26 protein-coding genes are annotated in these 25,857 nt (G+C 74.1%); 14 read left to right on the plus strand and 12 right to left on the minus strand.

Going from position 1 to position 25,857, the window contains the following annotated elements; genetic code table 11:
* The first annotated feature begins 190 nt into the window (after window positions 1-190).
* Window positions 191-406 carry a biotin/lipoyl-binding carrier protein gene (locus ACSNN7_RS15995; protein WP_088973021.1) on the plus strand — a complete coding sequence of 72 codons (216 nt, stop codon included), beginning with the start codon at window positions 191-193 and terminating at the stop codon, window positions 404-406.
* Window positions 403-915: a GNAT family N-acetyltransferase gene (locus ACSNN7_RS16000; RefSeq protein ID WP_436681590.1), complete on the plus strand. Its 513-nt coding sequence runs from the start codon at window positions 403-405 to the stop codon at window positions 913-915. Before ACSNN7_RS15995 ends, ACSNN7_RS16000 begins: the two co-directional genes overlap by 4 nt.
* On the opposite strand, the gene ACSNN7_RS16005 is transcribed toward ACSNN7_RS16000, so the two are convergent.
* A complete protein-coding gene (locus ACSNN7_RS16005) occupies window positions 906-1,499 on the minus strand; it encodes a TetR/AcrR family transcriptional regulator (RefSeq protein WP_436681591.1) in 594 nt (197 codons plus the stop codon). The two genes, ACSNN7_RS16000 and ACSNN7_RS16005, sit on opposite strands and share 10 nt — an antisense overlap.
* A 106-nt stretch (window positions 1,500-1,605) precedes the next feature.
* On the opposite strand from ACSNN7_RS16005, the gene ACSNN7_RS16010 reads away from it, so the two are divergent.
* Window positions 1,606-3,192, plus strand: coding sequence for an MDR family MFS transporter (locus ACSNN7_RS16010; protein WP_436681592.1), 1,587 nt, complete (start codon window positions 1,606-1,608; stop codon window positions 3,190-3,192).
* A gap of 229 nt (window positions 3,193-3,421) precedes the next feature.
* Here ACSNN7_RS16010 and ACSNN7_RS16015 read toward each other — a convergent pair whose 3' ends face one another.
* Entirely contained in the window at window positions 3,422-5,251 is a 1,830-nt protein-coding gene (locus tag ACSNN7_RS16015; protein WP_436681593.1) for a tetratricopeptide repeat protein, read from the minus strand.
* 184 nt (window positions 5,252-5,435) lie between these two features.
* Between ACSNN7_RS16015 and ACSNN7_RS16020 the strand changes: the two genes are divergently transcribed.
* On the plus strand, window positions 5,436-6,467 hold the full coding sequence (locus ACSNN7_RS16020) for an SIS domain-containing protein (RefSeq protein WP_436681615.1): 1,032 nt from the start codon (window positions 5,436-5,438) through the stop codon (window positions 6,465-6,467).
* A gap of 25 nt (window positions 6,468-6,492) precedes the next feature.
* The gene (locus tag ACSNN7_RS16025) at window positions 6,493-8,028 is read left to right on the plus strand and encodes a histidine kinase N-terminal domain-containing protein (protein ID WP_436681594.1); all 1,536 of its coding nucleotides are present in this window, start codon (window positions 6,493-6,495) and stop codon (window positions 8,026-8,028) included.
* Window positions 8,029-8,072: 44 nt separating this feature from the next.
* Here the strand turns inward: ACSNN7_RS16025 and ACSNN7_RS16030 are convergent, their stop codons facing one another.
* Window positions 8,073-9,578 carry a glycosyltransferase family 39 protein gene (locus tag ACSNN7_RS16030; protein WP_436681595.1) on the minus strand — a complete coding sequence of 502 codons (1,506 nt, stop codon included), beginning with the start codon at window positions 9,576-9,578 and terminating at the stop codon, window positions 8,073-8,075.
* A gap of 771 nt (window positions 9,579-10,349) precedes the next feature.
* Here ACSNN7_RS16030 and ACSNN7_RS16035 point away from each other — a divergent pair.
* From ACSNN7_RS16035 to ACSNN7_RS16050, 4 genes are read left to right on the plus strand one after another with little or no spacing between them, the layout of a single operon-like run.
* A complete protein-coding gene (locus ACSNN7_RS16035; protein ID WP_436681596.1) occupies window positions 10,350-12,062 on the plus strand; it encodes a nitrite/sulfite reductase in 1,713 nt (570 codons plus the stop codon).
* Entirely contained in the window at window positions 12,059-12,220 is a 162-nt protein-coding gene (locus ACSNN7_RS16040) for a hypothetical protein (RefSeq protein ID WP_436681598.1), read from the plus strand. Before ACSNN7_RS16035 ends, ACSNN7_RS16040 begins: the two co-directional genes overlap by 4 nt.
* On the plus strand, window positions 12,217-12,978 hold the full coding sequence (locus tag ACSNN7_RS16045) for a phosphoadenylyl-sulfate reductase (protein WP_436681599.1): 762 nt from the start codon (window positions 12,217-12,219) through the stop codon (window positions 12,976-12,978). The genes ACSNN7_RS16040 and ACSNN7_RS16045 overlap by 4 nt, the downstream gene beginning before the upstream one ends.
* The gene (locus ACSNN7_RS16050) at window positions 12,960-13,727 is read left to right on the plus strand and encodes a sirohydrochlorin chelatase (RefSeq protein ID WP_436681600.1); all 768 of its coding nucleotides are present in this window, start codon (window positions 12,960-12,962) and stop codon (window positions 13,725-13,727) included. Before ACSNN7_RS16045 ends, ACSNN7_RS16050 begins: the two co-directional genes overlap by 19 nt.
* Window positions 13,728-13,853: 126 nt before the next feature.
* Here ACSNN7_RS16050 and ACSNN7_RS16055 read toward each other — a convergent pair whose 3' ends face one another.
* Together ACSNN7_RS16055 and ACSNN7_RS16060 are read right to left on the minus strand one after the other, a co-directional pair.
* Window positions 13,854-14,111 (minus strand): WhiB family transcriptional regulator, encoded by a 258-nt coding sequence (locus ACSNN7_RS16055; protein WP_088960482.1) that lies wholly within the window; start codon window positions 14,109-14,111, stop codon window positions 13,854-13,856.
* A gap of 444 nt (window positions 14,112-14,555) precedes the next feature.
* Complete coding sequence (locus ACSNN7_RS16060) at window positions 14,556-15,506, minus strand: diacylglycerol/lipid kinase family protein (RefSeq protein ID WP_436681601.1); 951 nt, start codon at window positions 15,504-15,506, stop codon at window positions 14,556-14,558.
* Between the two features lie 43 nt (window positions 15,507-15,549).
* Here ACSNN7_RS16060 and ACSNN7_RS16065 point away from each other — a divergent pair, with 43 nt between their 5' ends.
* Window positions 15,550-15,939, plus strand: coding sequence for a hypothetical protein (locus tag ACSNN7_RS16065; protein ID WP_436681602.1), 390 nt, complete (start codon window positions 15,550-15,552; stop codon window positions 15,937-15,939).
* A 25-nt stretch (window positions 15,940-15,964) separates the two neighbouring features.
* Here ACSNN7_RS16065 and ACSNN7_RS16070 read toward each other — a convergent pair whose 3' ends face one another.
* From ACSNN7_RS16070 to sodN, 3 genes are read right to left on the minus strand one after another with little or no spacing between them, the layout of a single operon-like run.
* Window positions 15,965-16,372: an ATP-binding protein gene (locus ACSNN7_RS16070; RefSeq protein WP_436681603.1), complete on the minus strand. Its 408-nt coding sequence runs from the start codon at window positions 16,370-16,372 to the stop codon at window positions 15,965-15,967.
* A gap of 32 nt (window positions 16,373-16,404) precedes the next feature.
* Window positions 16,405-16,977, minus strand: coding sequence for an N-acetyltransferase family protein (locus ACSNN7_RS16075; protein WP_436681617.1), 573 nt, complete (start codon window positions 16,975-16,977; stop codon window positions 16,405-16,407).
* A 2-nt stretch (window positions 16,978-16,979) separates the two neighbouring features.
* Window positions 16,980-17,384: a superoxide dismutase, Ni gene (gene sodN / locus ACSNN7_RS16080; RefSeq protein ID WP_334449090.1), complete on the minus strand. Its 405-nt coding sequence runs from the start codon at window positions 17,382-17,384 to the stop codon at window positions 16,980-16,982.
* An 84-nt stretch (window positions 17,385-17,468) separates the two neighbouring features.
* On the opposite strand from sodN, the gene ACSNN7_RS16085 reads away from it, so the two are divergent.
* The 3 genes from ACSNN7_RS16085 (at window position 17,469) to ACSNN7_RS16095 (ending at window position 20,225) form a co-directional block, all read left to right on the plus strand.
* Window positions 17,469-17,819, plus strand: coding sequence for a S24/S26 family peptidase (locus ACSNN7_RS16085; protein ID WP_436681604.1), 351 nt, complete (start codon window positions 17,469-17,471; stop codon window positions 17,817-17,819).
* Window positions 17,820-17,960: 141 nt separating this feature from the next.
* A complete protein-coding gene (locus ACSNN7_RS16090) occupies window positions 17,961-19,139 on the plus strand; it encodes an NAD(P)-dependent malic enzyme (protein WP_436681606.1) in 1,179 nt (392 codons plus the stop codon).
* Between the two features lie 123 nt (window positions 19,140-19,262).
* A complete protein-coding gene (locus tag ACSNN7_RS16095) occupies window positions 19,263-20,225 on the plus strand; it encodes a zinc-binding dehydrogenase (protein ID WP_436681607.1) in 963 nt (320 codons plus the stop codon).
* Window positions 20,226-20,316: 91 nt separating this feature from the next.
* On the opposite strand, the gene ACSNN7_RS16100 is transcribed toward ACSNN7_RS16095, so the two are convergent.
* Together ACSNN7_RS16100 and ACSNN7_RS16105 are read right to left on the minus strand one after the other, a co-directional pair.
* Entirely contained in the window at window positions 20,317-21,285 is a 969-nt protein-coding gene (locus ACSNN7_RS16100) for an alpha/beta hydrolase family protein (protein ID WP_436681608.1), read from the minus strand.
* A 60-nt stretch (window positions 21,286-21,345) separates the two neighbouring features.
* Window positions 21,346-22,233, minus strand: coding sequence for an alpha/beta hydrolase family protein (locus ACSNN7_RS16105; RefSeq protein ID WP_436681609.1), 888 nt, complete (start codon window positions 22,231-22,233; stop codon window positions 21,346-21,348).
* Window positions 22,234-22,391: 158 nt separating this feature from the next.
* Between ACSNN7_RS16105 and ACSNN7_RS16110 the strand changes: the two genes are divergently transcribed.
* Window positions 22,392-22,562 (plus strand): hypothetical protein, encoded by a 171-nt coding sequence (locus tag ACSNN7_RS16110; protein ID WP_334449081.1) that lies wholly within the window; start codon window positions 22,392-22,394, stop codon window positions 22,560-22,562.
* A gap of 39 nt (window positions 22,563-22,601) precedes the next feature.
* On the opposite strand, the gene ACSNN7_RS16115 is transcribed toward ACSNN7_RS16110, so the two are convergent.
* Window positions 22,602-23,723, minus strand: a complete 1,122-nt coding sequence (locus ACSNN7_RS16115) for an acetate/propionate family kinase (RefSeq protein ID WP_436681611.1) — start codon at window positions 23,721-23,723, stop codon at window positions 22,602-22,604.
* Window positions 23,720-25,786, minus strand: coding sequence for a phosphate acetyltransferase (gene pta / locus ACSNN7_RS16120; protein WP_436681612.1), 2,067 nt, complete (start codon window positions 25,784-25,786; stop codon window positions 23,720-23,722). Before pta ends, ACSNN7_RS16115 begins: the two co-directional genes overlap by 4 nt.
* Window positions 25,787-25,857: the final 71 nt, after the last annotated feature.

The raw sequence follows: 25,857 nt of genomic DNA on the forward strand, positions 1-25,857 counted from the left end.
CACCGGTCCTCCCGGCGCCCGGGTCCGACCCGCTGATGCTAGTGCGCGCGGTCCCCGCCGTCCTCCGCCGGGGCGGCCGGAGCGCCCGGTGTTTCCGGCCGCGGGCGTGGCCCGGCCCGCTCCCCGCCCATCGGATGCCGCCGCATGATTGGATACGTCGGCAGGCAATCGGGAGAGGGAGGGCCGGGACATGGCCGAGGAGATCCGCGCCGAGATGGTGGCCAACGTCTGGAAGGTCGTCGCGTCGGCCGGGGACACCGTGTCCGAAGGGGACACGCTCGTGATCTTGGAGTCGATGAAGATGGAGATCCCCGTCGTCGCCGAGTCCGACGGCGTGGTCAAGCAGCTCGCGGTCAACGAGGGCGACGTCGTGCAGGACGGTGACCTGATCGCGGTGATCGATTGACCGGCCTGCTGGTCCGGACGGCGACCCCGGCCGACTTCGCCGCGGTCGCCCGGCTGACGGTGGCCGCGTACGAGGCGGACGGGCAGCTCAAGGGCGAGCACGGGTACGCCGAGGTGCTCGCCGACGTGACGCACCGGGCGACCCACGGCGAGGTGCTGGTGGCCGTCGACGAGGCGACCGGCGAGGTGCTCGGCTCGGTGACCTTCGTGTTGCCCGGCACCCCGTACGCGGAGCTCTCCGGTCCCGGCGAGGCGGAGTTCCGCATGCTCGCCGTGGACCCGGCGGCCCAAGGCCGCGGGGCCGGCGCCGCGCTGGCCCGCGCCTGCGTCGACCGGGCCGCCGCGCTGGGCTGCTCGGCCGTGGTGATCTGCGTACGCGGCGGATTCGCCGGGTCGGCGCATCGGCTCTACGGGCGGATGGGCTTCGTCCGGCTGCCGGAGAAGGACTGGTCGCCCGTGCCCGGGGTGGACCTGCTGGGCCTGCGACTGGACCTGACCGCTCAGTCCTGACCCGCGTCGGGCGCCGGCTCGCCGATCCCGGCGAGGAGTTCGTCGGCGACCTCCAGGGCGATCTTCTTGCGCTCCTGGTCGGTGATGTTCGGGGCGCGCACGGCGAACCAGCTGCTGTGCACCGCGAAGAGGGTCAGGGTCGCGCGCAGCTGCGCGGCGGGTGACTTGTCGCCCTGGCACAGCTGGTCGGCGAGGCCCAGCAGCCGCTCGCGCATCTGCATCCCGGCGGAGAGGCTCTTCAGCACCGTCTGGTTCTGCTCGAAGAACCGCATCACCGAGGGCTGCTCGCTGGCGAACATCATGTCGGCGTACCTGTTCAGCAGCGTCCGCCGGGTGGCCCGGGTGGCCGGCTGCGACCGGGCCCAGGCGATCAGCTCGTCCATCCGCTGCACGCGGTCCTCGACCAGGCTGTTGACGATCTCGTCCTTGCTCTTGAAGTGGTAGTACAGCGCCGCCTTCGTGACGTTGAGCCGCTCGGCGATCTCCCGCAGCGACGTCCGCTCGTACCCCTGCTCGGTGAAGAGCTCCAGCGCGACGGCCTGGATACGCTCGCGCGTGCCGCCTGTGCTCTCCCTCACCCGCACCACCCAACTCGCTTGACGGTCTTTCGCTGTCCAACTTACCGTGCGGCTAGTAAGGTAACTAGCCGGGCGGCAAGTAAGTGCGACGGATCTCCGGGGGAGCTTACCCATGAGCCAGGAAAGCCAGCGGGCGGCGAGCCCCAACATCCGGGTCGTGTTGTTCGGCCTGATGATCGCGATGATGCTCGCGATGCTCGACAACATGATCGTCAGCACCGCGCTGCCGCGGATCGTCGGCGAGTTCGGCGGCCTCGACCACTTCACCTGGGTGGTCACCGCGTACGTGCTGGGCACCACCGTCTCCACCCCGATCTGGGGCAAGCTCGGTGACCTGTACGGCCGCAAGGCGGTCTTCCTGACCTCGGTGGTCGTCTTCCTGATCGGCTCGGCGCTCTGCGGCATGGCCGGTTCGGAGCTGCTCGGCGGTCCCGACGACGGCATGGTCGAGCTGATCGCGTTCCGCGCGGTGCAGGGCCTGGGCGCCGGTGGCCTGATGGTCGGCGTGATGGCGATCATCGGTGACCTGGTGCCGCCCCGTGAGCGGGGCCGCTACCAGGGCATGATCGCCGGCATCATGGCCATCGCCATGGTGGCCGGCCCGCTGGTCGGTGGCTTCATCACCGACAACCTCTCCTGGCGCTGGGCGTTCTACGTCAATCTGCCGCTGGGCGGTGTCGCGCTGCTGGTGCTGGCCACCACCATGCACCTGCCGAAGTACCGGACCGAGCACCGGATCGACTGGCTGGGCGCCGCGCTGCTCTCCGTCGGCATCACCGCGATCGTGCTGCTGACCACCTGGGGCGGCAACTCCTACGACTGGGTGTCGCCGCAGATCCTCGGCCTGGCGGCGCTGGCCGTGCTGGCCCTGATCGCCTTCGGGCTGGTCGAGCGCCGGGTGCCGGAGCCCATCCTGCCCCTGGGGCTCTTCGCCAACCGCAACTTCGCGGTGATCTCGGTGATCGGCTTCCTGCTGGGCTTCGCGATGTTCGGCGCGATGAACTTCCTGCCGCTCTACCAGCAGACCGTGCAGGGCGCCTCGGCCACCAACAGCGGCCTGCTGCTGCTGCCGCTGATGTTCGGCATGCTCGTGGTCTCCCTGGTCGTCGGCCGGGCGATCACGAAGACCGGCCGGTACCGGATGTTCCCGATCGTCGGCGGCGTGGTGATGGCCGCCGGCATGGCCTTGCTCAGCCGCCTCGACGTGGACACCGGCAAGATCGAGTCCTCGCTCTACATGGTCGTGCTCGGGGTCGGCATGGGCTTCCTGATGCAGACCTCGATGCTGATCGCGCAGAACAGCGTCGAGCAGAAGGACCTCGGGGCGGCCAGTGGCGCGGCCACCTTCTTCCGCTCCATCGGTGGCTCGTTCGGGATCTCGCTCTTCGGCGCCATCTTCGCCAACCGGCTCGCCGACTCCGCCGCGGGCAGCGCGTTCAGCGGCGGCGTCGGCGAGGGCCAGGGGATGGACCTGGCGAAGCTCAGAGAGTTGCCGGCGCAGACGCGCGAGCTGGTGCTGGGCGGCCTCTCCGACGCGATCTCCCACGTCTTCCTGTGGGCGATCCTCTTCACCGTCGTGGTGCCGGTGCTCGCCTGGTTCATCAAGGAGGTCCCGCTGCGGTCGTCCAACGACGCCCCGGCCGACGCGACCGGCGAGGAGCAGGCCGAGACCGCCCTCGGCAAGGCCCCGGTCGCCTGACCCGCTCCGTCGCGGCCGCGTCGTCCCTTCCCGGGTACGGCGCGCCCGCGCCGTTTTCCGGCTCCGTCCGCCCTCTCGCCACGGGGCGCGACCGCCCGGCCCATGATCGACGCGCTTTGCGGCGTGTCGGCCTGTCCGGGGCGCCGGACACGCCCACACGCCGCAAACCGTGAGCCGGCCCGGCCGACCCGGTCGGGCCGCGGGCCGGGCGGCGGTGGGCAGCGGCGGGTCAGGGGCGGCGGAAGGCGCGGGCCAGGCGGGACAGGAGGCGGGTCAGCAGCCCCGGGCGGCGGGACGGTTGCCCCGCGGCGGCGACGATCCGCTCGGCGAGCGCCATGGTCTCCTGGTCCAGGTCCGGGGTGGCGAGGGCGAGGTGGGCCAGCGACGTGGCGATCGGCACCGGCCGGTCGCGGGTCACCTCGGCCACGTCGGCGAGCCGCTCGGCGACCACGCCGGCCACGTCGGGGCGTACCGAGGGGTCGACCCAGGCGGCGGTGACCAGGGCGAACAGTGCCGCCTCGGTGATCCAGTCCTCGACACCCCAGACCAGTTCGACCAGCACCCGGCGCCGGATCGAGTCCGCCCACGCCTCGTCCGTGCGGTGGTGCAGCAGGCCGAGGCAGGCCCAGACCTGCACGCAACGCACCCACAGCGACGGGTCCTGACCGGTCAGCACCCGCCCCAGCGCGGTGGCCGGCGCCTCGGGCGGGTGCACCAGCAGCCCCAGCAGGTCGCCGAGCTCCAGCGTGGCCAGTCCCACCGCGGCGTCGTAGGCGGCCGGCGGGTGCGGCCAGGCCGGGTGTGCCAGGTGGCGTACCCGCTCCGCCGCGTCGTCGGAGGGGACCGGCAGGGTGGGCGCGGCCGTGCTGCCCTCGTAGCGCCAGAGCTGGCAGGTGGTGGCCCGGCGGGGCTCCCGCGGGTCGGGATCGGCCACGCCGGTGACCTCGACGTCCAGGCCCGGCACGGCCGCGGTCACGGTACGCATCGCGCTCGGCGGCTCGACGGCCGCCAGCCGTACGGCGGTGGGCGCGCCGTCGGCGGCCAGCGCGCGGCGGAGCGCGTCGACCATCGCGCCGGCCGCCGGGGTGACCTGCCCGAGCCAGGGCCGGCTCCGGCAGCACTCGGCCAGGTCGCCGTGCTCGTGGCTGTCGTCGGGGTGTTCCCGGGCGAAGTCGGCGAGGGCGACCAGGTGCGCCACGTTTCCGTCGCGCAGGTAGCGCAGCCGGTGCGCGGTGTGCACGGCGCAGTCGAAGGTCGGGTCCCGGGCCAGCGCCCGGTCGATCCACTCCAGCGCCGCGTCCAGCCGGCCGGTGTCGGCCAGCGTGCCGGCGATGTCGGCGTAGACGGCGAGGTCGTCGGGGTCGTGGCCGACGGCCCGTTCCAGGGCGGCCAGGGCGTCGCGGGTGCGGCCCGCGCTGCGGTACGCGTACCCGAGCCAGACCTCGCCGAGTTTGGACGGCTCGGCGCGTACCCCCCGGCCGGCCCAGGTGACGGCGAGGGTGACCTCGCCGAGGCGCCGGGCCAGCGCGGACGCCGCCCCCAGCAGCAGCGGGTGACGCGGATGCGCGGCCACCGCGTGCCGGGCGAGGGTGAGGTACGGCAGCAGCGGCGGCCGGGCGGCCCGGGGCACCGGGTCGGGCACGGCGGCGCAGACCTGCATCAGGATGCGGGCGGTGCGTTCGGGGTCGAGTCGTTGCGCCAGCTCGGGGGCGGTCACCCAGGGCACGCCGGCCCAGTCGACGCCGGGCGCGTGCCCGGTGGCCGCGACCAGCAGGTCGAGCCCCTCGGCCGGGCGCCCGGCGGCGGCGAGCAGGTGGGCGCGGGCCACCACCGCGCCGACGAATACCCGCTGGCCGAGCGGGAAGAGCTCCAGGTCGCCGCCGGAGGCCGCCGCGATGCGGGCCAGCGTCTCGTGCACCTCGGGCAGGGTCGGGGCCTGGACCAGGGCCGCGGCGAGGTGGCCGGCGGCGTGCGGCAGGTCGCCCTCGTCGAGCGCCAGCCGGGCGAGCGCGAGCTCCTCCGCGGCGGACAGCACGGGTTCGTCAGGTCCCTCCGTCACGTCGGCCTCTCACTCGCAGTTCCCGGGGCTGGGCAAGCCTAGGGGATGGTGCCCGGATTTGGTGATCCACTGCGCATTACTGCTCGTACGATTGATCAGATGCGAGCAATGGTGCAAGACTGAGCACGAAACGCGCGGCAACCGCGCAGTGGGAGGAGCTTCCGTGATGCGTCCAGGGGCCGGGATGGCCGCCGACATCGACGAGCAGCCGGCCGGTTACGCCCGGTTGCTCACCGCCGAGTACGCCGGGGCGATCGCCCGCGTCGCGGCGGTGATCGCGCAGCGGCGGCCCCGGCACGTGGTCTTCACCGCCCGGGGCACCTCCGACCACGCCGCGCTCTACGGGGCGTACCTGACCGAGATCCGGCTCGGCCTGCCGGCCGGGCTCGCCTCGCCGAGCGTGGTCACCCTCTACGGCGCCCGCCCCGACCTCTCCGACGCCCTGGTCGTCGGGGTCAGCCAGAGCGGCGAATCGCCCGACCTGACCGAGGTGCTGCGGGCCGCCCGCGCCGCCGGGGCGCTCACCCTCGCGGTCACCAACGCCCCCGGTTCGCCGCTGGCCGAGGCCGCCGAGCTCTCCGTCGACATCGCCGCCGGGCACGAGCGGGCGGTCGCCGCCACCAAGACGTACACCGCCGAGCTGCTGGCCCTGCTGATGCTCGTCGAGGGCGTCCGCGCCGGCGACGGGGTGCTCCCGGCCGAGGAGCGGGCCGCGCTGGACGCCCTGCCCGAGCTGGCCGAGCGCACCCTGGCCGACCCCACCCCGGCCCAGCTCGCCCCGCGCTACCGCTTCGCCGGCCAGCTGGTCACCACCGGCCGGGGGTACGCGTACCCGACCGCGCGGGAGGCCGCGCTGAAGCTGATGGAGACCTCCTACCTGCCGGCGCTCGCCTTCTCCGGCGCCGACCTGCTGCACGGCCCGCTGGCGATGACCGACCCGGACGTGCCGGTGCTGGCCGTGGTCGGCTCCGGTCCCGGCGGCCGGTCCATGGGCGAGGTGCTGCCCCGGCTCGGCGAGCGCCGCGCCGACGTGGTGGTGGTCGGCTCCGCCGAGGTCGAGGGGGCCACCCGGATGGCCGTGCCCGAGGTCGACGAGCGGTACGCCCCGCTGCTGGACATCCTGCCCCTGCAACGACTCGCGCTGTCGCTGGCGCTAGCCCGGGGCGAGGACCCGGACGCGCCGCGCGGGCTGAAGAAGGTCACCGCGACGCGGTGAGGTTCGGCGTGGCACGCTGTGTCCCGTGTCCACGCTGCGCGACCTCGCCGAGGAGCACACCCAGCTCCGGCCGGCCGACATCGACCACCTGCACCGGATCGCGGGGGACTGGCAGCTGCTGTCCGACCTCTCCTTCGCCGACCTGCTGCTCTGGGTGCCGGTGGACGGCGACGGCACGTTCCTCTGCGTCGCCCAGGTCCGCCCGACGACCGCCCCCACCGCGTACCTCGACGACCAGGTGGGGCGGATCGTCGGCGGGCCGGAGGTGGCGCACCTGGAGGTCGCCCACCGGCAGGGCCGGATCTGGCGGGAGGGCGACCCGGTCTGGTACGGCGACGTGCCGGCCCGGCACGAGGCGATCCCGGTCCGGCTGCGCACCGCCGACGGGGAAGCCGGTGAGGTGGTCGCCGTGGTGGGGCGGGACACCAACCTCTCCACCGCCCGTACGCCCAGCCAGCTGGAGCTGAACTACCTCACGACCGCCGACGACCTGGCCCAGATGATCGCCGACGGCACCTTCCCGCCGCCCCGGCACCCGGGGGAGACCACCTCGGCGCCCCGGGTCGGGGACGGCCTGGTCCGGCTGGACGCCAACGGCAAGGTCACCTACGCCAGCCCGAACGCGCAGTCCGCGTACCGGCGGCTGGGATTCGCCTCCCACCTGGTCGGGGAGGACCTCGCCAAGCTGCACCGCCGGCTGGCCAGCGACCCGCTGGAGGGCACCGACGCGGCCAACGGGGTGCTCGCCGCGCTGCGCGGCGAGGCCCCGCCCCGCCGGGAGATCGACGCCCGGGGCGCCACCATGCTCACCCGGTCGCTGCCGCTGATGCCGGCCGGAGTGCCGATCGGCGCGCTGGTGCTGGTCCGCGACATCACCGAGGTCCGTCGCCGGGACCGCGCGCTGATCACGAAGGACGCCACCATCCGGGAGATCCACCACCGGGTGAAGAACAACCTGCAGACCGTCGCCGCGCTGCTGCGCCTCCAGGCCCGCCGGGTCTCCATGCCGGAGGCCCGGGTCGCGCTGGAGGAGTCGGTACGCCGGGTCGCCTCGATCGCCCTGGTGCACGAGACGCTCTCCATGTCCAGCGACGAGGCGGTCGAGTTCGACGGGATCGTCGACCGGGTGGCCAGCGCGGCCACCGAGGTCGCGGCGACCGAGGTGAGCGTTGGCATGCGCCGCAAGGGCAGCTTTGGCGTACTGCCCGCCGAGATCGCCACCTCGCTGGTGATGGTCCTCAACGAGCTGCTGCTCAACGCGGTCGAGCACGGCTTTCCGCCGGCCGGTGAGGACGGTGCCGCCGGCCCGGACGGCGCCGCCACCCCGCAGGTGGTGGTCACCGCGCACCGGTTCCGCAAACAGCTGCACGTCTCGGTGGCCGACAACGGGCGCGGCCTGCCGGCCGAGTTCGACGCCGAGCGCGGCGGTCGGCTGGGCCTGCAGATCGTCCGGGCGCTCGTCACCGGGGAGCTGCGCGGCAGCATCGAGCTGCGCCCGGGCGCGGCTGGCGGCACCGAGGCGGTGCTGGTGGTCCCGCTGGCCCGCGGGGAGCGCGGCTGACTCAGCGCGGGCACGGCAGGCTTCGGCCGGCCGAGAAAGCGCGGCTAGCCGCGCGCGGTGAGCAGGGCGACGGTGACGCCGGGGCGCTGCCAGACCTGGCCGACGACGAAGTCCGCCCGCAGCGCGTCGCCCTTGCCGCCGGGCACCGCCGCCAGCGGATCGGCCCGCCGCCCGGCGACCACCAGCCACACCCGCCGCACCCCGGCCAGGCACTCGACCGGCCGGGCGCACTCGGTGACCCAGAGGTCCGCGCGCCGCCACTGGTCGCGGACCACCAGCGCGTCGCGCGGTCGCGCGTCCCCGAGGTGGTACGCCAGCCCGAGGTCGAGGAAGAGCCAGCCCTCCCGGGGGTGCAGGACGACGGCGTCGCCGGGCTGCTGTCCGGCCGCGACGATGTGCGCGGCGCCCCGGTAGTCGACCGTCGCGCTGCGCGGCCAGCCGTGGGTCTGCCGCAGTGCCGCCTGGTCGGGCAGGCCGAGCAGACCGGCGAGCACCACGACCGCCACTGCCCCCGGCAACCCCGCCGGTGCGGCAGCGCCGCCGACTCGCGCCGTCGCCGTGGGCGGCTGCGGTTCCGGCGGCCCCGGAGTCGCTGTCGGTGTGCCCGCCAGCGCCGCGCCGGCGAGCACACTCGCGAAGGGCACCGTGAAGACCAGGTAGCGGGGCACCCACAGCGGCACCACCAGCCCGGCGGCGAAGACCAGCAGCACGGGCAGGAGCACGCAGAGCCCGGGCAGCAGCGCCCGCCGACCCGCCCGCGCCGCGCCGAGGGCGGCCAGCCCCACCAGCAGGCCGCCCACCACCCCGCTCTGCGCCACCCCGCCGGGCAGCGCGGCCAGGTCCGCCAGCCGGGCCGGTTCGACCCAGTCGAGCTGGCGGGAGCGCTGCGCCCGGGCGGCGAGCAGCAACGGGGTGAGCAGCGCGAGCGCCGGCAGCAGGGCCAGCACCCAGCCCAGGGGCAGCCGCCGGGCCGCCGGGCCGTGCCGCCGGGCGTGCAGCACCACCACGGCGTGCGCGGCCAGCACGGTGAGGGCCAGCAGGTGGGTCAGGCCGAGCGCGGCGACGGCGGCCGAGTAGCCCGCCCAGCGGGCCCACGACGGCCGGCGCAGCGCCGCGACCAGCAGCACGCCGGCCAGCACCGCGAAGAGACCGGCCAGCGCGTACGGGCGGGCCTCCTGGGCGTACCGGGAGGTGCCGGGCAGGACCGCGAAGAGCAGGCCGGCGAGCAGGCCGGCCCGCGTCCCCAGCAGCCACCTGGCGAGTACGGCGGTGAGCCCGGCCGCCCCGGCCATGGCCAGCGCCGAGGGCAGCCGCAGCGCCGTCGCCGAGTCCCCGAAGAGCCGGACCCAGCCGTGCATGAGCAGGTAGTACGGGCCGGTGGCGGCGTCCACGGTGCCGGTGAGCCGGAGCAGGTCGCCCGGCGGGCGGGTGGCGGCACTCCAGGTGGCCAGTTCGTCCCGCCAGGGCTGGGCACGGCCGATGCCGTAGAGCCCGGCGGCCAGGGTGGCGAGCAGCGGCGGCACCCAGACGAGCCGTGCCCAGCCCTCCATCGCATGCCGCTTTCCGGACATACTGCCCACGCGCCCGAGCGTCCCACACCGCGCCGGGCCGCGCTGCCACAGCTGCCGTGACGCCCCTTCCGCCGAGAGCGCCCGGTCGCCCGGACGGCGGTCCTGCTTCAGGAACCCGCCTGGCTCGACCAGGCACCTCCGATGCGAGTCCTGCAAATCTGATGTCGTAGATGATTCACCCCGTGCGGCGGCAGGTGCGCCGCTCTCCCTCCGGCTGTGCCCACGACTCGACAGGCGTAGCGAATCGACCCGCAGAGCAGCCGGTGCCTGCTGGTTGATTCAGCTACGACATCAGATTTGCAGGGCCCGCACGAGGTGATTGGTGGCAGCGATTCGAGCCCGGCAGCGGAGCGGTCCGAGGAGCGCGGAAGCCCAAGGCGGTGAGAGCCGACCGGGGCGTGGAGAGCATCGACACCTCTCGCGCCCGGCGGCAGCGTGGTGGACGGTGACGGCGGGGGTGCGGCCCGTGATGTGGGATGCCGCACGCGCTCGTTGGCTGGCCCCCTGGGGGTGTGGCAGCATGACCCCATGACCGCCGCTGTCGTCCGCCGCTTCGTGGCCCGTCGCCACGTCGACTACGGCCGCGTGCGCAGCGCGATCTGTCCGGCCCACTGACGACGCCCGACCCATCCGTCTCGGGCGCGTAGTGCGCGCCGGCCGTTCCGACACCGTTGTCCTCGGCCCGTCCCACGGGTCGGCCGCCGCGCCCGCGCATCCACTGAGGCACAGCAGACAACGGAGGACGCCGCGATGGCGGTCAGCAGCACCCCGGCCCGCCCGGAGACCCCGACGGCACCCGCCGGCCGGGCACCCCGCCGTCCGCGCGGCGAGGGGCAGTGGGCGCTCGGCCACCGCGAGCCGCTCAACGCCAACGAGCGGATCAAGAAGGACGACGACCCGCTGAACGTGCGGGCCCGGATCGAGAACATCTACGCCCACCGTGGCTTCGCCTCCATCGACCCGCAGGACCTGCGGGGCCGGTTCCGCTGGTGGGGCCTCTACACCCAGCGCAAGGCGGGCATCGACGGTGGCCGGACGGCCGTGCTGGAGCCGCACGAGCTGGAGGACGAGTTCTTCATGCTCCGGGTGCGGGTCGACGGCGGGCAGCTCAACCTGGCCCAGCTCCGGGTGATCGCCGACATCTCCCGCGAGTTCGCCCGGGACACTGCCGACATCACCGACCGGCAGAACATCCAGTACCACTGGATCCGGGTCGAGGACATGCCGGAGATCTGGCGCCGGCTGGAGTCGGTGGGCCTGCAGACCACCGAGGCGTGCGGCGACTGCCCGCGCATCGTGCTCGGCAGTCCGGTCGCCGGGGTGGCCCGCGACGAACTGCTCGACCCGACCCCGGCGATCGACGAGATCGTCCGCCGGTACGTCGGCGACAAGGCGTACTCGAACCTGCCGCGCAAGTTCAAGACGACGATCTCCTGGCTGGTCGACACCCCGTACGAGGCGAACGACGTCGCCTTCCTCGGTGTCGACCACCCGGAGCACGGCCCCGGCTTCGACGTCTGGGTCGGCGGCGGCCTCTCCACCAACCCGATGCTGGCCAAGCGGCTCGGCGTCTGGGTGCCCCTGAACGAGGTGCCGGACGTGTGGGCCGGGGTGGTCGGCATCTTCCGCGACTACGGCTACCGCCGGCTGCGTAACCGGGCCCGGCTGAAGTTCCTGGTCGCCGACTGGGGCGTGGAGAAGTTCCGCGAGGTGCTGGAGAAGGAGTACCTCGGCCGCACCCTGCTCGACGGTCCCGCCCCGGAGCTGCCGGACCGGCCGGTCGACCACATCGGCGTGCACCGGCAGCGCGACGGCCGCAACTACGTCGGGGCTGCCCCGGTGGTCGGGCGGGTCTCCGGCGGCCAGCTCGCGAAGCTGGCCGACACGGTCGAGGCGCACGGCAGCGACCGGGTACGGCTCACCCCGTACCAGAAGCTGCTGGTGCTCGACGTGCCGCCGGAGCGGACGGAGTCCCTGGTCGGCGCGCTGCGCCGGATCGGCCTGGAGGCCCGGCCGTCGGCCTGGCGGCGCGGCACCATGGCCTGCACCGGCATCGAGTTCTGCAAGCTGGCCATCGTCGAGACCAAGGCCCGCGGCGAGGAACTGGTGGCTCGCCTGGAGGAGCGGCTGCGCGACTTCGACGCCGACATCTCCATCCACCTCAACGGCTGCCCGAACGCCTGCGCCCGCACCCAGGTCGCCGACATCGGCCTCAAGGGGCAGCTGGTGGTCGGCCCCGACGGCCGGCAGGTGGAGGGCTTCCAGGTGCACCTCGGCGGCGGGCTGGGCATGGCCCAGGGGCAGACCGCCGGCTTCGGGCGCAAGCTGCGCGGCCTGAAGACCACCGCCGAGGAGCTTCCCGAGTACGTGGAACGACTGGCCCGCCGTTACCTGGCCGGCCGGACCGAGGGCGAGACGTTCGCCAACTGGGTGATCAGGGTCGACGAGGAGGAGCTTCGATGAGTAGCGAGACCCGTTCCGCACCGCTGTACTGCCCGTACTGCGGCGAGGAGGACCTGCGGCCGAACGAGGCCGGGCACGGCGCCTGGGAGTGCCACGCCTGCGCCCGCGTCTTCACCGTCAAGTTCGCCGGCCTGCTGGCCAGGGCGGTGACCCGATGACGCTGACGTCCGCCGCGAACCTGGGCCTGGTCGGCATCGGCGGCCCGAAGCCGGCCGAACCGGCCGGGCGCGACCCCGAGGAGCTGCGCGCGCTGGCCGAGCGGGCCGGCCGGGAGCTGGAGGGCGCCCCGGCGCTGGAGATCGCGCGCTGGGCCGCCGAGACCTTCGGCGACCGGTTCTGCGTGACCAGTTCGATGGCCGACGGGGTGCTGGCCCACCTGGTCTCCCGGGTCGCACCCGGCGTCGACGTGGTCTTCCTCGACACCGGCCTGCACTTCCCGGAGACGCTGAAGGTGCGCGACGAGGTGGCCCGCCGGCTGCCGGTCACCGTCCGCTCGATCCGCCCCCGGCTCACCGTGGGCCAGCAGGACGGCGAGTACGGGCCCCGGCTGTTCAACCGCTCGCCCGACGACTGCTGCCAGCTGCGCAAGGTGGAGCCGCTGGAGCGGGCCCTGTCCGGGTACGACGCCTGGGCCGCGGGGCTGCGCCGGGACGAGTCGCCCACCCGGGCGAACACGCCGGTGGTGACCTTCGACGCGCGGCGCGGCAGGGTGAAGGTCAACCCGATCGCGGCCTGGACCCAGGCCGACGTGGACTCCTACATCTCCCGTTACGACATCCCGGTCAACGAGCTGTTCAGCCGGGGCTACGGCTCGATCGGCTGCTGGCCGTGCACCCGGCGTACGAAGGCGGGCGAGGACCCACGGGCCGGCCGCTGGGCCATGTTCGAGAAGACCGAGTGCGGGCTGCACGTCTGACCGGGGCGGCGCCCGGCACCCTCTCGCCGGTGGTGCTGGTGGCGCACGGCAGCCGTGATCCCCGGGCGGCCGAGGCGACCCGGGACCTGGCCCGGGCGGTCGAGGCGGCCCAGCCGGGCACGGTGGTCCTGCCGAGCTGGCTGGATCACACCGCACCGGACCCGACGGCGGTGCTGCGCACGCTGGCGGCGGCGGGGCACACCCGGGCGGTGCTGGTGCCGCTGCTGCTCACCGCCGCCTACCACCGGCGGGTGGACATCCCGGCGGCGGTGGCGGCGGCCCGCGAGACGGCGACGGAGCTGGGGGTACGCGTCACCGACGTGCTCGGCCCCGCCGACGGCACGGTCGACGCCCGGCTGCTGGCCGGGTTGCGGCGCCGGCTGGCGGAGGCCACACCGGATGGTTTCGACGCCCTGGTGCTGGCGGCGGCGGGCACCCGGGACGCCCGGGCGCGCGGCTCGGTGGGCCGGGTCGCCGCGGCGCTCGCCGCCGACCTGCGGGTGCCCTGCACCGTCTCGTACGCCTCGGCGGCGCCGCCGACGGTGGACGTGGCGGTGGCCCGGCTGCGCGCGGCCGGCGCCCGCCGGGTGGCCGTGGCGGCGTACTTCCTGGCGCCGGGGCTCTTCCACGACGGGGTGGTGCAGGCCGCCGGCGAGGCCGGGGCGGTGGCGGTCAGCGCGCCGCTGACCGATGCGCCCGAGCTGGCCGAGCTGGTGCTGCGGCGGGTCGACGCGGTGCGGCGGCCGTGACCGGGCTCACCGTGCCGGTGATGATCGAATCGGTGCCCCGCCGGGTACCGGAGCAGCCGTGCGGCGTCCGGACAGCAGAACGCCCCGGCCGGTGGACCCGGCCGGGGCGTACGACTGTGTGGTGGGTCAGGCAGAGTGAGCGCGCAGCACCCGGATGCCGCCGCGGCGCTTCACCGCGCGGCGCTCCTCTTCGCTCATTCCGCCCCAGACGCCGGCGTCCTGACCGGACTCCAGCGCCCACTGCAGGCAGTGGTCGGTCACCGGGCAGCGCCGGCAGACGGCCTTGGCCTGCTCCACCTGCAGGAGGGCCGGACCGGACGTCCCGATCGGGAAGAACAGCTCCGGGTCCTCGTCGCGGCAGACGGCATCGTGGCGCCAGTCCATGGCGGCAACACTCCTCATTCTGGATGGGTGGCAGATATCGCTGGTGCTTTTCCTATATGCGTCCGCAGTGCCGGTCGTGACGGTTCGCGTTCGACTATTCGGCATTGCGTGAGCAGGTTTGTTCAGCCCCTGGACCTGCTGGAACAGCTCAACCTGACGAGCATATCCAGGCAATGTCCCGGTAACTCAAGTTCGCTTGTGAATACTTTCACGAACGCCGTCGATGTCAAGGGTGACGCGAGGAAAAACTCCGCACGGTGAGCAAGCTCACGACCCTTTTGTCCGGTTTTCAGGCGTCCCTGGTTACCCGGCGTACCACAGTCGAGGATCAATATAGTACACTGCGCGTGACATTGCTGACATTTCCGGCACCACCCCTCTGCGTGGCGACGGCCACCGCGTCGTGCGGTGTAACGACCGCCGACCTAGGGCGTTACCCGAGACCTAGCAGATTACTCTCAGTGCGTCGGGAACGGATGTGAATCTGACTTTCTCCCGTTCGCCAAGGTAGTCGCCATCGAGCTGGAACGCCTGCGGACGAGCGCTGATCAGCGTGAACTCGGCCACGTCGTGCAGCCGGAGCACCTGCTTGCCCCGCGGATCGGGGTGTCGAGACAGGAACTGCGTCACTGTGCGTGTGGTGCTGGCGACCCGGAGTTGGCGCAGGGCCAGCACGTCCAGCCCGAGGTCGAACGACGCCTCCGGGTTCGGGTTGATCTCCCGGTCGCCCAGGTACGTCCACGGCGAGCAGTTCTGGATGATGACCGTCGCCAGTTCCTCCTCGGCCACCTCACCGGGACGTTCCAGGCTGATCGCCGGGTGCCGCCGGTCCGAGCCGAGGAAGTACTGGCTGAGCGTGGAGCGGAAGTAGAGCGCGGGCGTGGAGACCCGGCCGCGCCGGCGGGCCTGCTCCACCCGGTGGATCACCGCCGCGTCCACCCCGAAGCCGGCGCAGAAGGTGAAGTACCGGTCGTCGGCCCGGCCCAGCCCGATCGTCCGCGAGCGCCCCAGCCGCAGCCCCTCCAGGATCATGCTGGTGCCCTCCGGCCACTCCCGGGGCAGCCCCAGGGCGCGGGCGAAGACGTTGGTCGAACCGCCCGGCACGGTGGCCAGGGCCGGCAGTCGCTCGGCGGAGGTACGGCCGGGACGGGTGGCCACCGGCGCGGCCGCCATCAGGCCGTTCACCACCTCGTTGACCGTCCCGTCGCCACCCAGGGTGACGACGACGTCGACCCCCTCGGCGGCCGCCTCCTTGGCGATGTCCATGGCGTGACCCCGTCGCCGGGTGTACCGCACCGACAGGTCTACTTCGCTGCGCAGCGCCCGGACCAGCACGTCCCGGCTGCGCTCGCTGGTGGTGGTGGCCTTCGGATTGACCACCAGGACGGCCCGCATGGGCGGCACTGTACCGCGATCCGCCACGAGTATCGTGGCGCGCGTGACCATCGACTCCGACCCGGTACCCGACACCCTCCGCTGGGCGGTACGGCTGCTGCGCGGCGAGGCGGTCGCGCTGGCGCTGCTGGCCGCCTGGCTGATCTGGGCCGACCTGACCGCCGCCAAGACCGATCTGGCGTCGGCACTCTTCGTGACCGGGTTCGCGGTCGCCGGCGCCGTGGCGCTCTGGGCCCTCGGCGGGGCGCTGGCCCGTCGCCGGGCGGGTGCCCGGGCGCCCGCAATGGTGCTTCAGCTGATGCTGCTGCCGGTCGGCTGGTTCATGATCTCCGGCGGCATGGGGTGGCTCGGCGTACCGCTGATGGTGCTCGGTGTCGGTGTCTGCGCGCTGCTGGTCAGCCCGCCCACCACGCGGGCCCTCGGGTTCCGGTGACCCCCGGCGGTGGCCGCCGGGCGGCTCAGTAGCCGGAGGAGCGGCGGGTCAGCAGCGAGATGGTGGCCCGGCCGCCGGCCGCGTCGGCCGAGGCGGCCGTGGTCAGCGCGGTGAGCACCTTCCAGGCGAACGAGGACTCCGACGGCAGGGTGGCGCCCCGCACGGTCGGCACGGTCACCTCGACGGTGAGCGCGTCCTCGGTGACCGAGAAGCGGCACTCCAGCTCGGCGTCGCGGGTCGCGATGGCGAGCAGCATGGCGCAGGCCTCGTCGACCGCGATGCGCAGATCCTCAATCTCGTCGAGGGCGAACTGGAGGCGGGCCGCGAGCCCCGCCGTGGCGGTGCGCAGCACACCGAGGTAACCGCCGTCGGCGGGCACCGTGAGGTGCACGACGTCGTCGTCGGTCGTCGGCTGGCCGGTCAGTTGAGTCACGCCTCATCCCCCCGGTCGGGGACTCTACCCTCTCAGGCGTCCGGCCGGGCGGGGGCCGTGGCCGACTGGGCGGCCAGCCCGTGCAGCGCCGGGCCGCTGAGCCGGTACGGCACCCACTCGTCCAGCTGCACCGCGCCGATCGAGGCGTAGAAGCGGGCCGCCGGATTCCAGTTGAGCATCCACCACTCCAGCCGCTCGTAGCCGCGCTCCACGCAGATCGCGGCGAGTGCGGCGAACAGCAGCCGGCCGGCGCCGGTGCCCCGGTACTCGGGGCGGACGTACAGGTCCTCCAGGTAGACGCCGTGCACGCCGGCCCAGGTGGAGAAGTTGAGGAACCAGAGCGCGAACCCCACCGGCTCGTCCCGGTCGTCCACCGCGACGTGCCCGAACAACGCCGGCGCAGTCCTACGACCACTCCAGCTCGGCGCGTCTGACGCCGCGCCGCGACCTGGAGCAGTCGCGAACAGGGCGGCGTGGAGCTGCTCCGGGGTCAGCCGGCACTGGTCGGCGGCGCGCTCGTAGTCGGCGAGTTCGTGCACCATGGCGACGACGGCCGGCACGTCCTCGGGACGCGCCGGCCGGATCGTCGGTGCCGGGGAGGCCAGGCTCACGCCTTCTTGGTCTCCCAGAAGATCTTCGAGATCTCGTCGATCTTCTGCAGCAGCTCGTCGGCCTTGCTCGGGTCGGTCGCGCCCTTGGCGCCGGCCGCACCGGCCATCTTGGTGGCCTCGTTGAAGAGCTGGTGCAGGTGCGGGTACTTCTCGAAGTGGGCCGGCTTGAAGTAGTCGGTCCAGAGCACCCAGAGGTGGTGCTTGACCAGATCGGCCCGCTGCTCCTTGATGAGGATGGCCCGGGTGCGGAACTCCGGGTCGGTGTTCGACTGGTACTTCTCGCAGATCATTTTGACCGACTCGGCCTCGATCCGGGCCTGCGCCGGGTCGTAGACGCCACACGGCAGGTCGCAGTGGGCGCTGGCGGTCAGACGGGGCGAAAGGATGCGGGGAAGTCGCATCAGAGTCCTCCACGGGATGTTTGCGATGATCCAAGCCGACATTACTCCTGGGGGCGTGCCCGTCAGGGGCGGAGGGGAAACGTGATGACCGTCGAGGGGGCGCGCCCGCCGGCACGGCTGCCCCGGCGGCTCACCGCCGTCGGGGTGACCGGCCCGTCCATGGCGCCGACGCTGCGGCACGGGGACGCCGTACTGGTCCGTCGCGGCGGCCGGGCGGTCCGGCCGGGTGACGTCGTGGTCGCGGTCTTCCGGACCCGGCCGGAGCTGCTGGTGGTCAAGCGCGCCGTCCGCCCGCAGGACGGCGGCTGGTGGGTACGCGGCGACAACGGGCTCGTCACCGACGACTCCCGGGCGTACGGCGTGGCCGACGTGCTCGGCCGGGTGGTGTATCGCTACTGGCCCCGTCCCGGCCGGCTGCCCCGCGCGCCGTTATGACCCTGCTCACATCGACGCACCCGTCGCGTGACTATGCTCGGGAAGTGCCCGGGTGACCCCCCGCACCGCGTGCCGCCGCCAGGCGCCTCACCTCGCGCCCGCGCCGGCCGCTCCGTCTGCTCGACAGATCCTGGAGTCACCATGTCTGCGTCCACCGTGGATCCCGCTGATCCCGTCTTCCGGTTGCACGTCGGCGGCAAGATGGCCGTCACCTCGACGGTCCCGCTGACCAGCCGGGAGGACCTCTCCCTCGCCTACACCCCCGGCGTCGCCCGGGTGTGCGAGGCGATCGCCGCCGACCCGGCCCTGGCCGACGACTACACGTGGGTGTCGCACACCGTCGCCGTGGTCACCGACGGCTCCGCCGTACTCGGCCTCGGCAACATCGGCCCGCGCGCCGCGCTGCCGGTGATGGAGGGCAAGGCGGTGCTGTTCAAGCAGTTCGCCGGCGTGGACGCGGTACCGATCTGCCTGGACACGCAGGACGTGGACGAGATCGTGGCCACGGTGACCGCGCTCGCCCCCTCGTTCGGCGGAATCAACCTGGAGGACATCAGCGCCCCCCGCTGCTTCGAGGTGGAACGCCGGCTGGACGAGGCGCTGGCGATCCCGGTCTTCCACGACGACCAGCACGGCACCGCCATCGTGGTGCTGGCCGCGCTGCGCAACGCGGCGACGCTGCTCAGCCGCAAGCTCGGTGACCTGCGGGTGGCCGTCAGCGGCGCCGGCGCGGCCGGGGTGGCGGTGACGAAGATGCTCGTCGCCGGGGGAGTGAACGCCGACCAGGTGGTGGTCTGCGACTCGAAGGGCATCATCGGCCGGCACCGCGACGGGCTGACCGGCACCAAGGCCGAGCTGGCGGAGTCCACCAACGCCGAGGGCCGCCACGGCGACATCACCGAGGCGCTGCGCGGCGCGGACGTCCTGGTCGGCGTCTCCGGCGGGCAGATCCCCGAGGCGGCGATCGCCGGGATGGCGCCCGGCGGCATCGTCTTCGCGCTGGCCAATCCCAACCCCGAGGTGCACCCCGAGGTGGCTGCCCGGCACGTCGCGGTGGTGGCGACCGGGCGCAGCGACTACCCCAACCAGATCAACAACGTGCTGGCCTTCCCGGGCGTGTTCCGGGGCGCGCTGGACGCCCGGGCCACCCGGATCACCGACGGCATGAAGGTGGCCGCGGCGGACGCGATCGCGGGGGTGGTGGCCGGGGCGCTCACCGCCGACGCGATCGTGCCCTCCCCGCTCGACCCGCGGGTGGCCCCGGCGGTGGCGGCGGCGGTCGCCGAGGCGGCCCGCCGCGACGGCGTCGCCCGGGTCTGACCCGCACCCCGGCAGTTCCTCGGAAAGGGTGGCCTCCCGGTGTCGGGCGGCCACCCTTTTCGCCGACGTGCGGCGTAGGTTACGGCGCTTGACCCTGGGTCCGGGGCGGCTCCGCTTGTTACGGTGCCGACCATGCGTGCCGCCTATGCCTCGAGCTTCGACACCGACAATCCGCTCGCCGCGCTGACCGTCGGCGACCGCCCCGAGCCGGCCCACCCGTACGACGACTGGGTGACCGTGCAGGTGCGGGCCAGCTCGCTCAACCACCACGACCTGTGGTCCCTGCGCGGGGTGGGACTGACCCGCGACCAGCTGCCGATGATCCTGGGCTGCGACGCGGTCGGCACCGACCCGGACGGCAACGAGGTGGTCATCTACCCGGTGGTGCCCACCGCCGGCGACCCGCGCGGCGTCTCCATCCTCTCCGAGCACTTCCCCGGCACCCTCGCCGAGCGGGTGGCCGTACCCCGGGTGAACCTGATCCCGCTGCCGGCGGGCCTGTCGGCGACCGACGCGGCCTGCCTGCCGACGGCCTGGCTGACCGCGTGGCGGATGCTGACCACCAAGGGCCGGATCGACGACGCCGAGTCGGTCCTGGTCCAGGGCGCGGGCGGCGGCGTGGCGACGGCCGCCGTCGCGCTCGCCGTGGGACACGGCAAGCGGGTGTACGCGACCAGCCGCGACGCCGGCAAGCGGGAGCGGATCGCCGCCCTCGGGGCGACCGCCCTCGAACCCGGCGCGCGCCTGCCCGAGCGGGTCGACGTGGTGATCGAGACGGTCGGCGCGGCCACCTTCGACCACTCGCTGAAGTCCGCCGCCCCGCTGGCCCGGATCGTGGTCTCCGGAGCCACCGCCGGGCACGAGCCGAAGATCAACCTGCGCCGCGTCTTCGCGATGCAGCTGGAGATCCTCGGCACCTCCATGGGCACCCCGGACGAGCTGACCGACCTGCTGGCCTTCTGCGCCGAGCACGAGGTGCGCCCGGTGGTGGACAGCGTGGTGCCGTTCAGCAAGGTCGAGGACGCCTTCGCCCGCCTGCACTCCGGCGACGTCTTCGGCAAGGTCGTCCTCGACCACACCGCCTGACCCCCACCCGCACCCCCGAGATCCCGGCACTTTCCGAGAAAGAGTGGCCATTCCGCGTCGGATGGCCACTCTTTCTCGGTAGGTGCGCCCGTCAGAGGCGGTTGTCGAGGGTGGCGAGGTTGCCGCGGGCGGCGTCGGTGGGGAGGCGGTCCCGGGCGGTCGCGTCGCCGTAGAGGGTCCAGCGGAGGAACTCCGACGTGGTGTCGGCGACCACCCGCAGCGCCGCGCCGTCGGTGAGCAGGGCCCGGCCGTGGTCGCCCTTCGGCAGGCTCAGCATCGCCTTGGGCCAGGGGACCGCGTCGTACACCGCCTTGCCGGCGGCGTAGTCGACCACCTCGTCGGCCTCGCCGTGCACGAAGAGCTGCGGCGCGGCGGCCCCGGCGAAGGCGGTGCCGACCCCGAGCGCGGTGCCGGCGAAGACCACCCCGGCGTCCAGCCGCTCGTCCCGCCCGGCGGTGAACAGGCCGATGGTGGTCACCCCGCCGGCCGAGTGCCCGGCCGCGGCCACCCGGTCGGTGGCCAGCCGGCCACGCAGCGGGTCGCCGGCCGTGCCGTCCAGCGCGAGCACCTTGTCCAGCGCGTACGACACGTCGGCGGGCTGGTTGAGCACGTCGAGCACGTTGCCGTCGGCGCCCCGGCTGGTGTGCGGGAAGGTGGGCGCGGCCACCACGAACCCGGCCGTCGCCCAGCGGGTGAGCAGGTCCGCGTAGTCGTCCGGCCGGCCGTTGAGGCCGTGGCTGAACATCACCACCGGGAACCGCCCGTCCGCCACGCTCGCTCCCCGCTGCGGCGCGCCGCCGGCCTCGCCCCGGGCCGGGTACCAGAGGGTCACCGGCAGCGGGCGGGCGCCGTCGCGGTTCAGCTTCAGCTGCCGTACCCCGACGGCGAAGGTCTCCGCCGGGGCGGTGCCGGCGGGGACCCGCGGCGTGGGAGTGGCGGCCTTCGGCGGCTCCGCCGGGACGGCCGGGCGGGCGGCCGGGGCGGGAGCCGTCGAGCAGCCGGCCAGACCGACGGAGAGCAGCGCGGCGGCGAGCAGGGCGGGGGTGGGGCGACGGGACATGAATCCGATTGTGCCTGGGTCACCGGGGGGAGCGACCACTGTTGGCCGCAGGGTGACGCCTCACGGGTGCAGGCGGTCGTGCAGGGCGGTGAGGCCGGGGCCGGCGGCGTCGACCGGCAGCCGCCGGGCGGCCTCCCGGTCGTCGTAGAGGGTCCAGCGGAGGAAGTCCGTGGTGGTGGCGAGGACCTGGTCGAAGCCGGGACGGCCCGGGGTGAGGTACTCGCCGTGCCCCTGCCCCAGCACGCTCAGGAAGGCCGCCGGCGGGCCGGCCCGGTCGTACGCGGCCCGGGCGACGCCCAGCGGCACGACCGGGTCGGCGGTGCCGTGCACGAAGAGCAGGGGAGCGGGCGGCCCGGCGAAGCTCCCGGCCAGCGCGCCGCCGGCGATCACGATGCCGGAGCGCAGCCGGGCCGAGTGTCCCGAGGTGAACATGCCGGCGGTGGTGAAGCCGCCCGCCGAGTGGCCGGCGGCGGCGACCCGGTCGACGTCGAGGTGCCCGGCCAGCGGGTCTCCCCGCCGGCGGTCGAGGCGGTCGAGGTGCCGGACCAGCCGCCAGCCGTCCGCCGGCTGGTGCCGGACGTCGGCCCGGGTGAACTGCCGCGCCCGCAGGTTGGTGTGCGGGTACGTCGGCGCGGCCACCACGAAACCCGCCGCCGCCCAGCGGGTGGTCAGCCCGCTGTGCAGCTCGGGCAGGCTGTGCAGGCCGTGGCTGTAGAGCACCACCGGGAACCGTCCCGGGGCGACCCGTCCGCCCTCGCTCGGGTACCAGAGCGTCACCGGCAGGGGCCGGGGCCCGGTCGGGTCGACGGTGAGGGTGCGTACCGCCACCGGGTGCGGCCGGTCCGGGGCGTGCCCGGCCGGCGGCGGCCCACCGACCGCGGCGGTGGCCGGGCCGCAGCCGGCCAGCAGCGCCGTCAGCAGCGCGGCGACCGGCCGCTGCACCCCCATCCCTCCACCGTAGGTGCCCGGCGGCCCGTCCCGGCCCCACCGTCCGGACCGGGTGCCGCCCGCCGCCCGGCCGGTTCGCCTCCACCGCTCGGATCGGAGGCCTCACCCTCGGTTCGGCGGGGCCGTGCGAGGTGCGGGGTTTCGCTAGGGTCTCCGGCATGTCTGACGAGTACCTGGACCCCAGCGGCAACACCGAGCAGTTCCGCGCCTTTGCCCACGCGGAACCCGCCGCGTCCGTCGAGGCGGCGTCCCGGCTGCCGCTGATCGTCGCCACGGCGGTCGTCGCGGTGCTGCTGGTCACCGTCGCCGCCTGGCTGGCCCTGGGCTGAGCGCCGCCCTCAGCAGCTTCGGAGCCGGTCCGCTCCGCCTCAGCCGGCGGTTGTGGCCACCGCCCGGGTCTCCCGCGCGATCTCCCGCTCCTCGTCGGTGCCGACCACGCACACGCTGACCTCGGCGGTGTCGGGTGAGATCACCCGGTCGCCGCCGCCGGCGTTGCGCGCCGGGTCCACGGTGATGCCGAGCCGGTCCAGCCCGGCCAGCGCCGCGGCCCGGACCTCGGCGGCGTGCTCGCCCACCCCGGCGGTGAAGGTGACCGCGTCCACCCGGCCGAGCAGCGCGTAGTACGCCCCGACGTACCCGGTGATCCGGCGGCAGTAGACGTCGAAGGCCAGCGCGGCGGCCGGGTCCCCGGCGGCCCGCCGGGCCAGCACCTCGCGCATGTCGTTGACGCCGGTGAGACCGAGCAGCCCGCTGCGGTGGTTGAGCAGGTCGTCGATCTCGTCCACCCCCAGCCCGCCCTCGCGGCGCAGATGGAAGATGACCGCCGGGTCCAGGTCGCCGCTGCGGGTGCCCATCACCAGGCCCTCCAGCGGTGACATGCCCATCGAGGTGGCCACGCTGCGCCCGCCGGAGACGGCGCAGACGCTCGCCCCGTTGCCCAGGTGCAGGGTGATCGTGTGCAGCTCCTCGTACGGGCGGTCCAGCAGCTCCGCGGTGCGCCGGGAGACGTACGAGTGCGAGGTGCCGTGGAAGCCGTACCGGCGGACGTCGTAGCGCTCGGCGATCTCCCGGTCGATGGCGTAGGTGGCGGCGGCCTCGGGCAGCGTGTGATGGAAGGCGGTGTCGAAGACGGCGACCTGCGGCAGGTCGGGCAGCGCCTCCCGGGCCACCTCGATGCCGGCCAGGTTGGCCGGGTTGTGCAGCGGCGCGAGCGGCACCAGCTCCCGGATCGCGGCGAGGACCCCGTCGTCGATGAGCACCGGCTCGCTGAAGCGCCGGCCGCCGTGCACCACCCGGTGCCCGACCGCGCCCAGCCCGGTCAGGTCGAGCCGGTCGAGGATCTGCCGCACGGCGCTGCCGTGGTCGGCCGGCCCGCCCCCCGGCTCGCCGACCCGCTCCACGGTGCCGGAGTCCCGGACGGTCTCGCCGTCGTACAGCCGGTACTTCACCGACGACGAACCGCAGTTGAGCACGAGCACCCGGTCGGTCATGACGCCTCCGCGGCGGCCTGGATGGCGGTGATCGCCACGGTGTTCACGATGTCGGCGACGGTCGCGCCCCGGGACAGGTCGTTCACCGGCCGGCGCAGGCCCTGCATCACCGGGCCGACCGCCACCGCGCCCGCCGAGCGTTGCACCGCCTTGTACGTGTTGTTGCCGGTGTTCAGGTCCGGGAAGATGAAGACCGTCGCCCGGCCGGCCACCGCGCTCTGCGGCAGCTTCGTCGCCGCGACCTGCGGGTCGATCGCCGCGTCGTACTGGATCGGGCCCTCGACCAGCAGCTCCGGGCGGCGCTCGCGGACCAGCTTGGTGGCCGCCGCGACCTTCTCCACGTCCGCGCCGGCCCCGGAGTCGCCGGTGGAGTACGACAGCATCGCCACCCTCGGCTCGATGCCGAACCGGGCGGTGGTGTCCGCCGAGGAGATGGCGATGTCGGCGAGCTGGGCGGCGTCCGGGTCGCGGTTGACCGCGCAGTCGCCGTAGACCAGCACCCGGTCGGCGAGGAGCATGAAGAAGACGCTGGAGGCCACCGAGAGCCCGGGCACGGTCCGGATGATCTCGAACGCCGGGCGGATGGTCGCCGCGGTGGTGTGGGTGGCCCCGGAGACCATGCCGTCGGCGTGCCCGGTGGCGACCATCATGGTGCCGAAGTAGTTGGGCTGCGCCACGATGTCGTGCGCCAGCTCCGCCGTGACCCCCCGGTGGGCGCGCAGCCGCGCGTACTCGACGGCGAACTCGTCGCGCCGGTTGCTGGTGGCCGGGTCGACCACGTCCGCGCCGCTGACGTCGATGCCCAGCTCCCGGGTCCGGCGGGCGATCTCGTCGGGGCGGCCGAGCAGGGTCAGGTCGGCCACGCCCCGCCGGAGCAGCACCTCCGCCGCCCGCAGGATGCGCTCCTCGGCCCCCTCGGGCAGCACCAGCCGGCGGCGCTCGGCCCGGGCCCGGTCGATCAGGTCGTACTCGAACATCAGCGGGGTGACCCGCTCGGACCGGCTGACCCGCAGCCGGCGGGCCAGGTCGACGGTGTCCACGTTGCCCTCGAACGCGCCGAGCGCCGCCTCGACCTTGCGCGGGTTGGCCGGGCTCGGTCGGCCCTCGATCCGGCTGGACGCGGCCACCGTGTCGTAGCTGTCGCTGCGCACCGAGAGCACCGCCAGCCCGGTGTTGAGCCCCTCGACCAGCCGCATCGCCCGGGGGTCGGGCTGTTCGCCGAGGGTGAGCACCAGCCCGGCCACCGAGACCTGCCCGGCGACGTGCGCGGCGCTGGCGGCGACCAGCAGGTCGGCCCGATCGCCCGGGGTGATCACCAGCGCGCCCTCGGTGAGGTGGTCGAGCAGGGTGGGCACGTGCGCGGCGCCGACCACGTAGTCGAGCACGTCACGGTCGAGCGCGGCGTCGTCCCCGGCCAGCAGGGTGGCGCCGAGCGCCGCCGCCACCTCGGCCACCGTCGGCGCCGACACGGTCGGCACCTCCGGGATCGCGTACGCGGGGACGGGCAGCTCCGGCAGGGTCATCGGCCCCGGCACCCGGTTGGCGATCACCGCCAGCACCGTCGCGCCCAGGTCCTCCAGATCGTGGTACGCCCCGCGCGCCGCCGCCGCGATCGACTCCGGCTCCTGCCCGAAGCCGTCGATCACCGGTACCACCACGCTGCCGAAGTCGGTGGCCAGCCGGGCGTTGAAGGCCAGCTCGCGGGGGCCCGCGCCGTCGCCGCCGTCGGCGAAGTCGCTGCCCACCACGACCACCGCCGGGCAGCGCCGCTCGACCTCGCGGTAGCGCTCGACGATCCGGGAGATCAGCTCCTCCCGGCGCCCGTCGGCGACCAGGGCGCTCGCCTCGGCGTACGTGGCACCGGTGAGCTCCTGCTGCGGCAGCTCCACCCGGTAGCGGTCGATGAGCAGGGCGAGGATGGGGTCGGGGCCGGTGTCGGCGACCAGCGGCCGGAACGCGCCGATCCGCTCGACCTGTCGGGAGAGGAGTTCCGCGAGGCCGAGGGCGATGGTCGACTTCCCCCCGCCGGACCCCACGCTGGTCAGGTAGACGCTGCGGGCCACGCCCTTCACCCTAGAAGATCACGCGCTCCCGCGCCCGGGACCTCCGCCCCACCCACCCGGTCCCTCCGCCC

It is taken from the genome of Micromonospora sp. URMC 105 (assembly GCF_051386295.1).
Taxonomy (GTDB): Bacteria; Actinomycetota; Actinomycetes; order Mycobacteriales; family Micromonosporaceae; genus Micromonospora.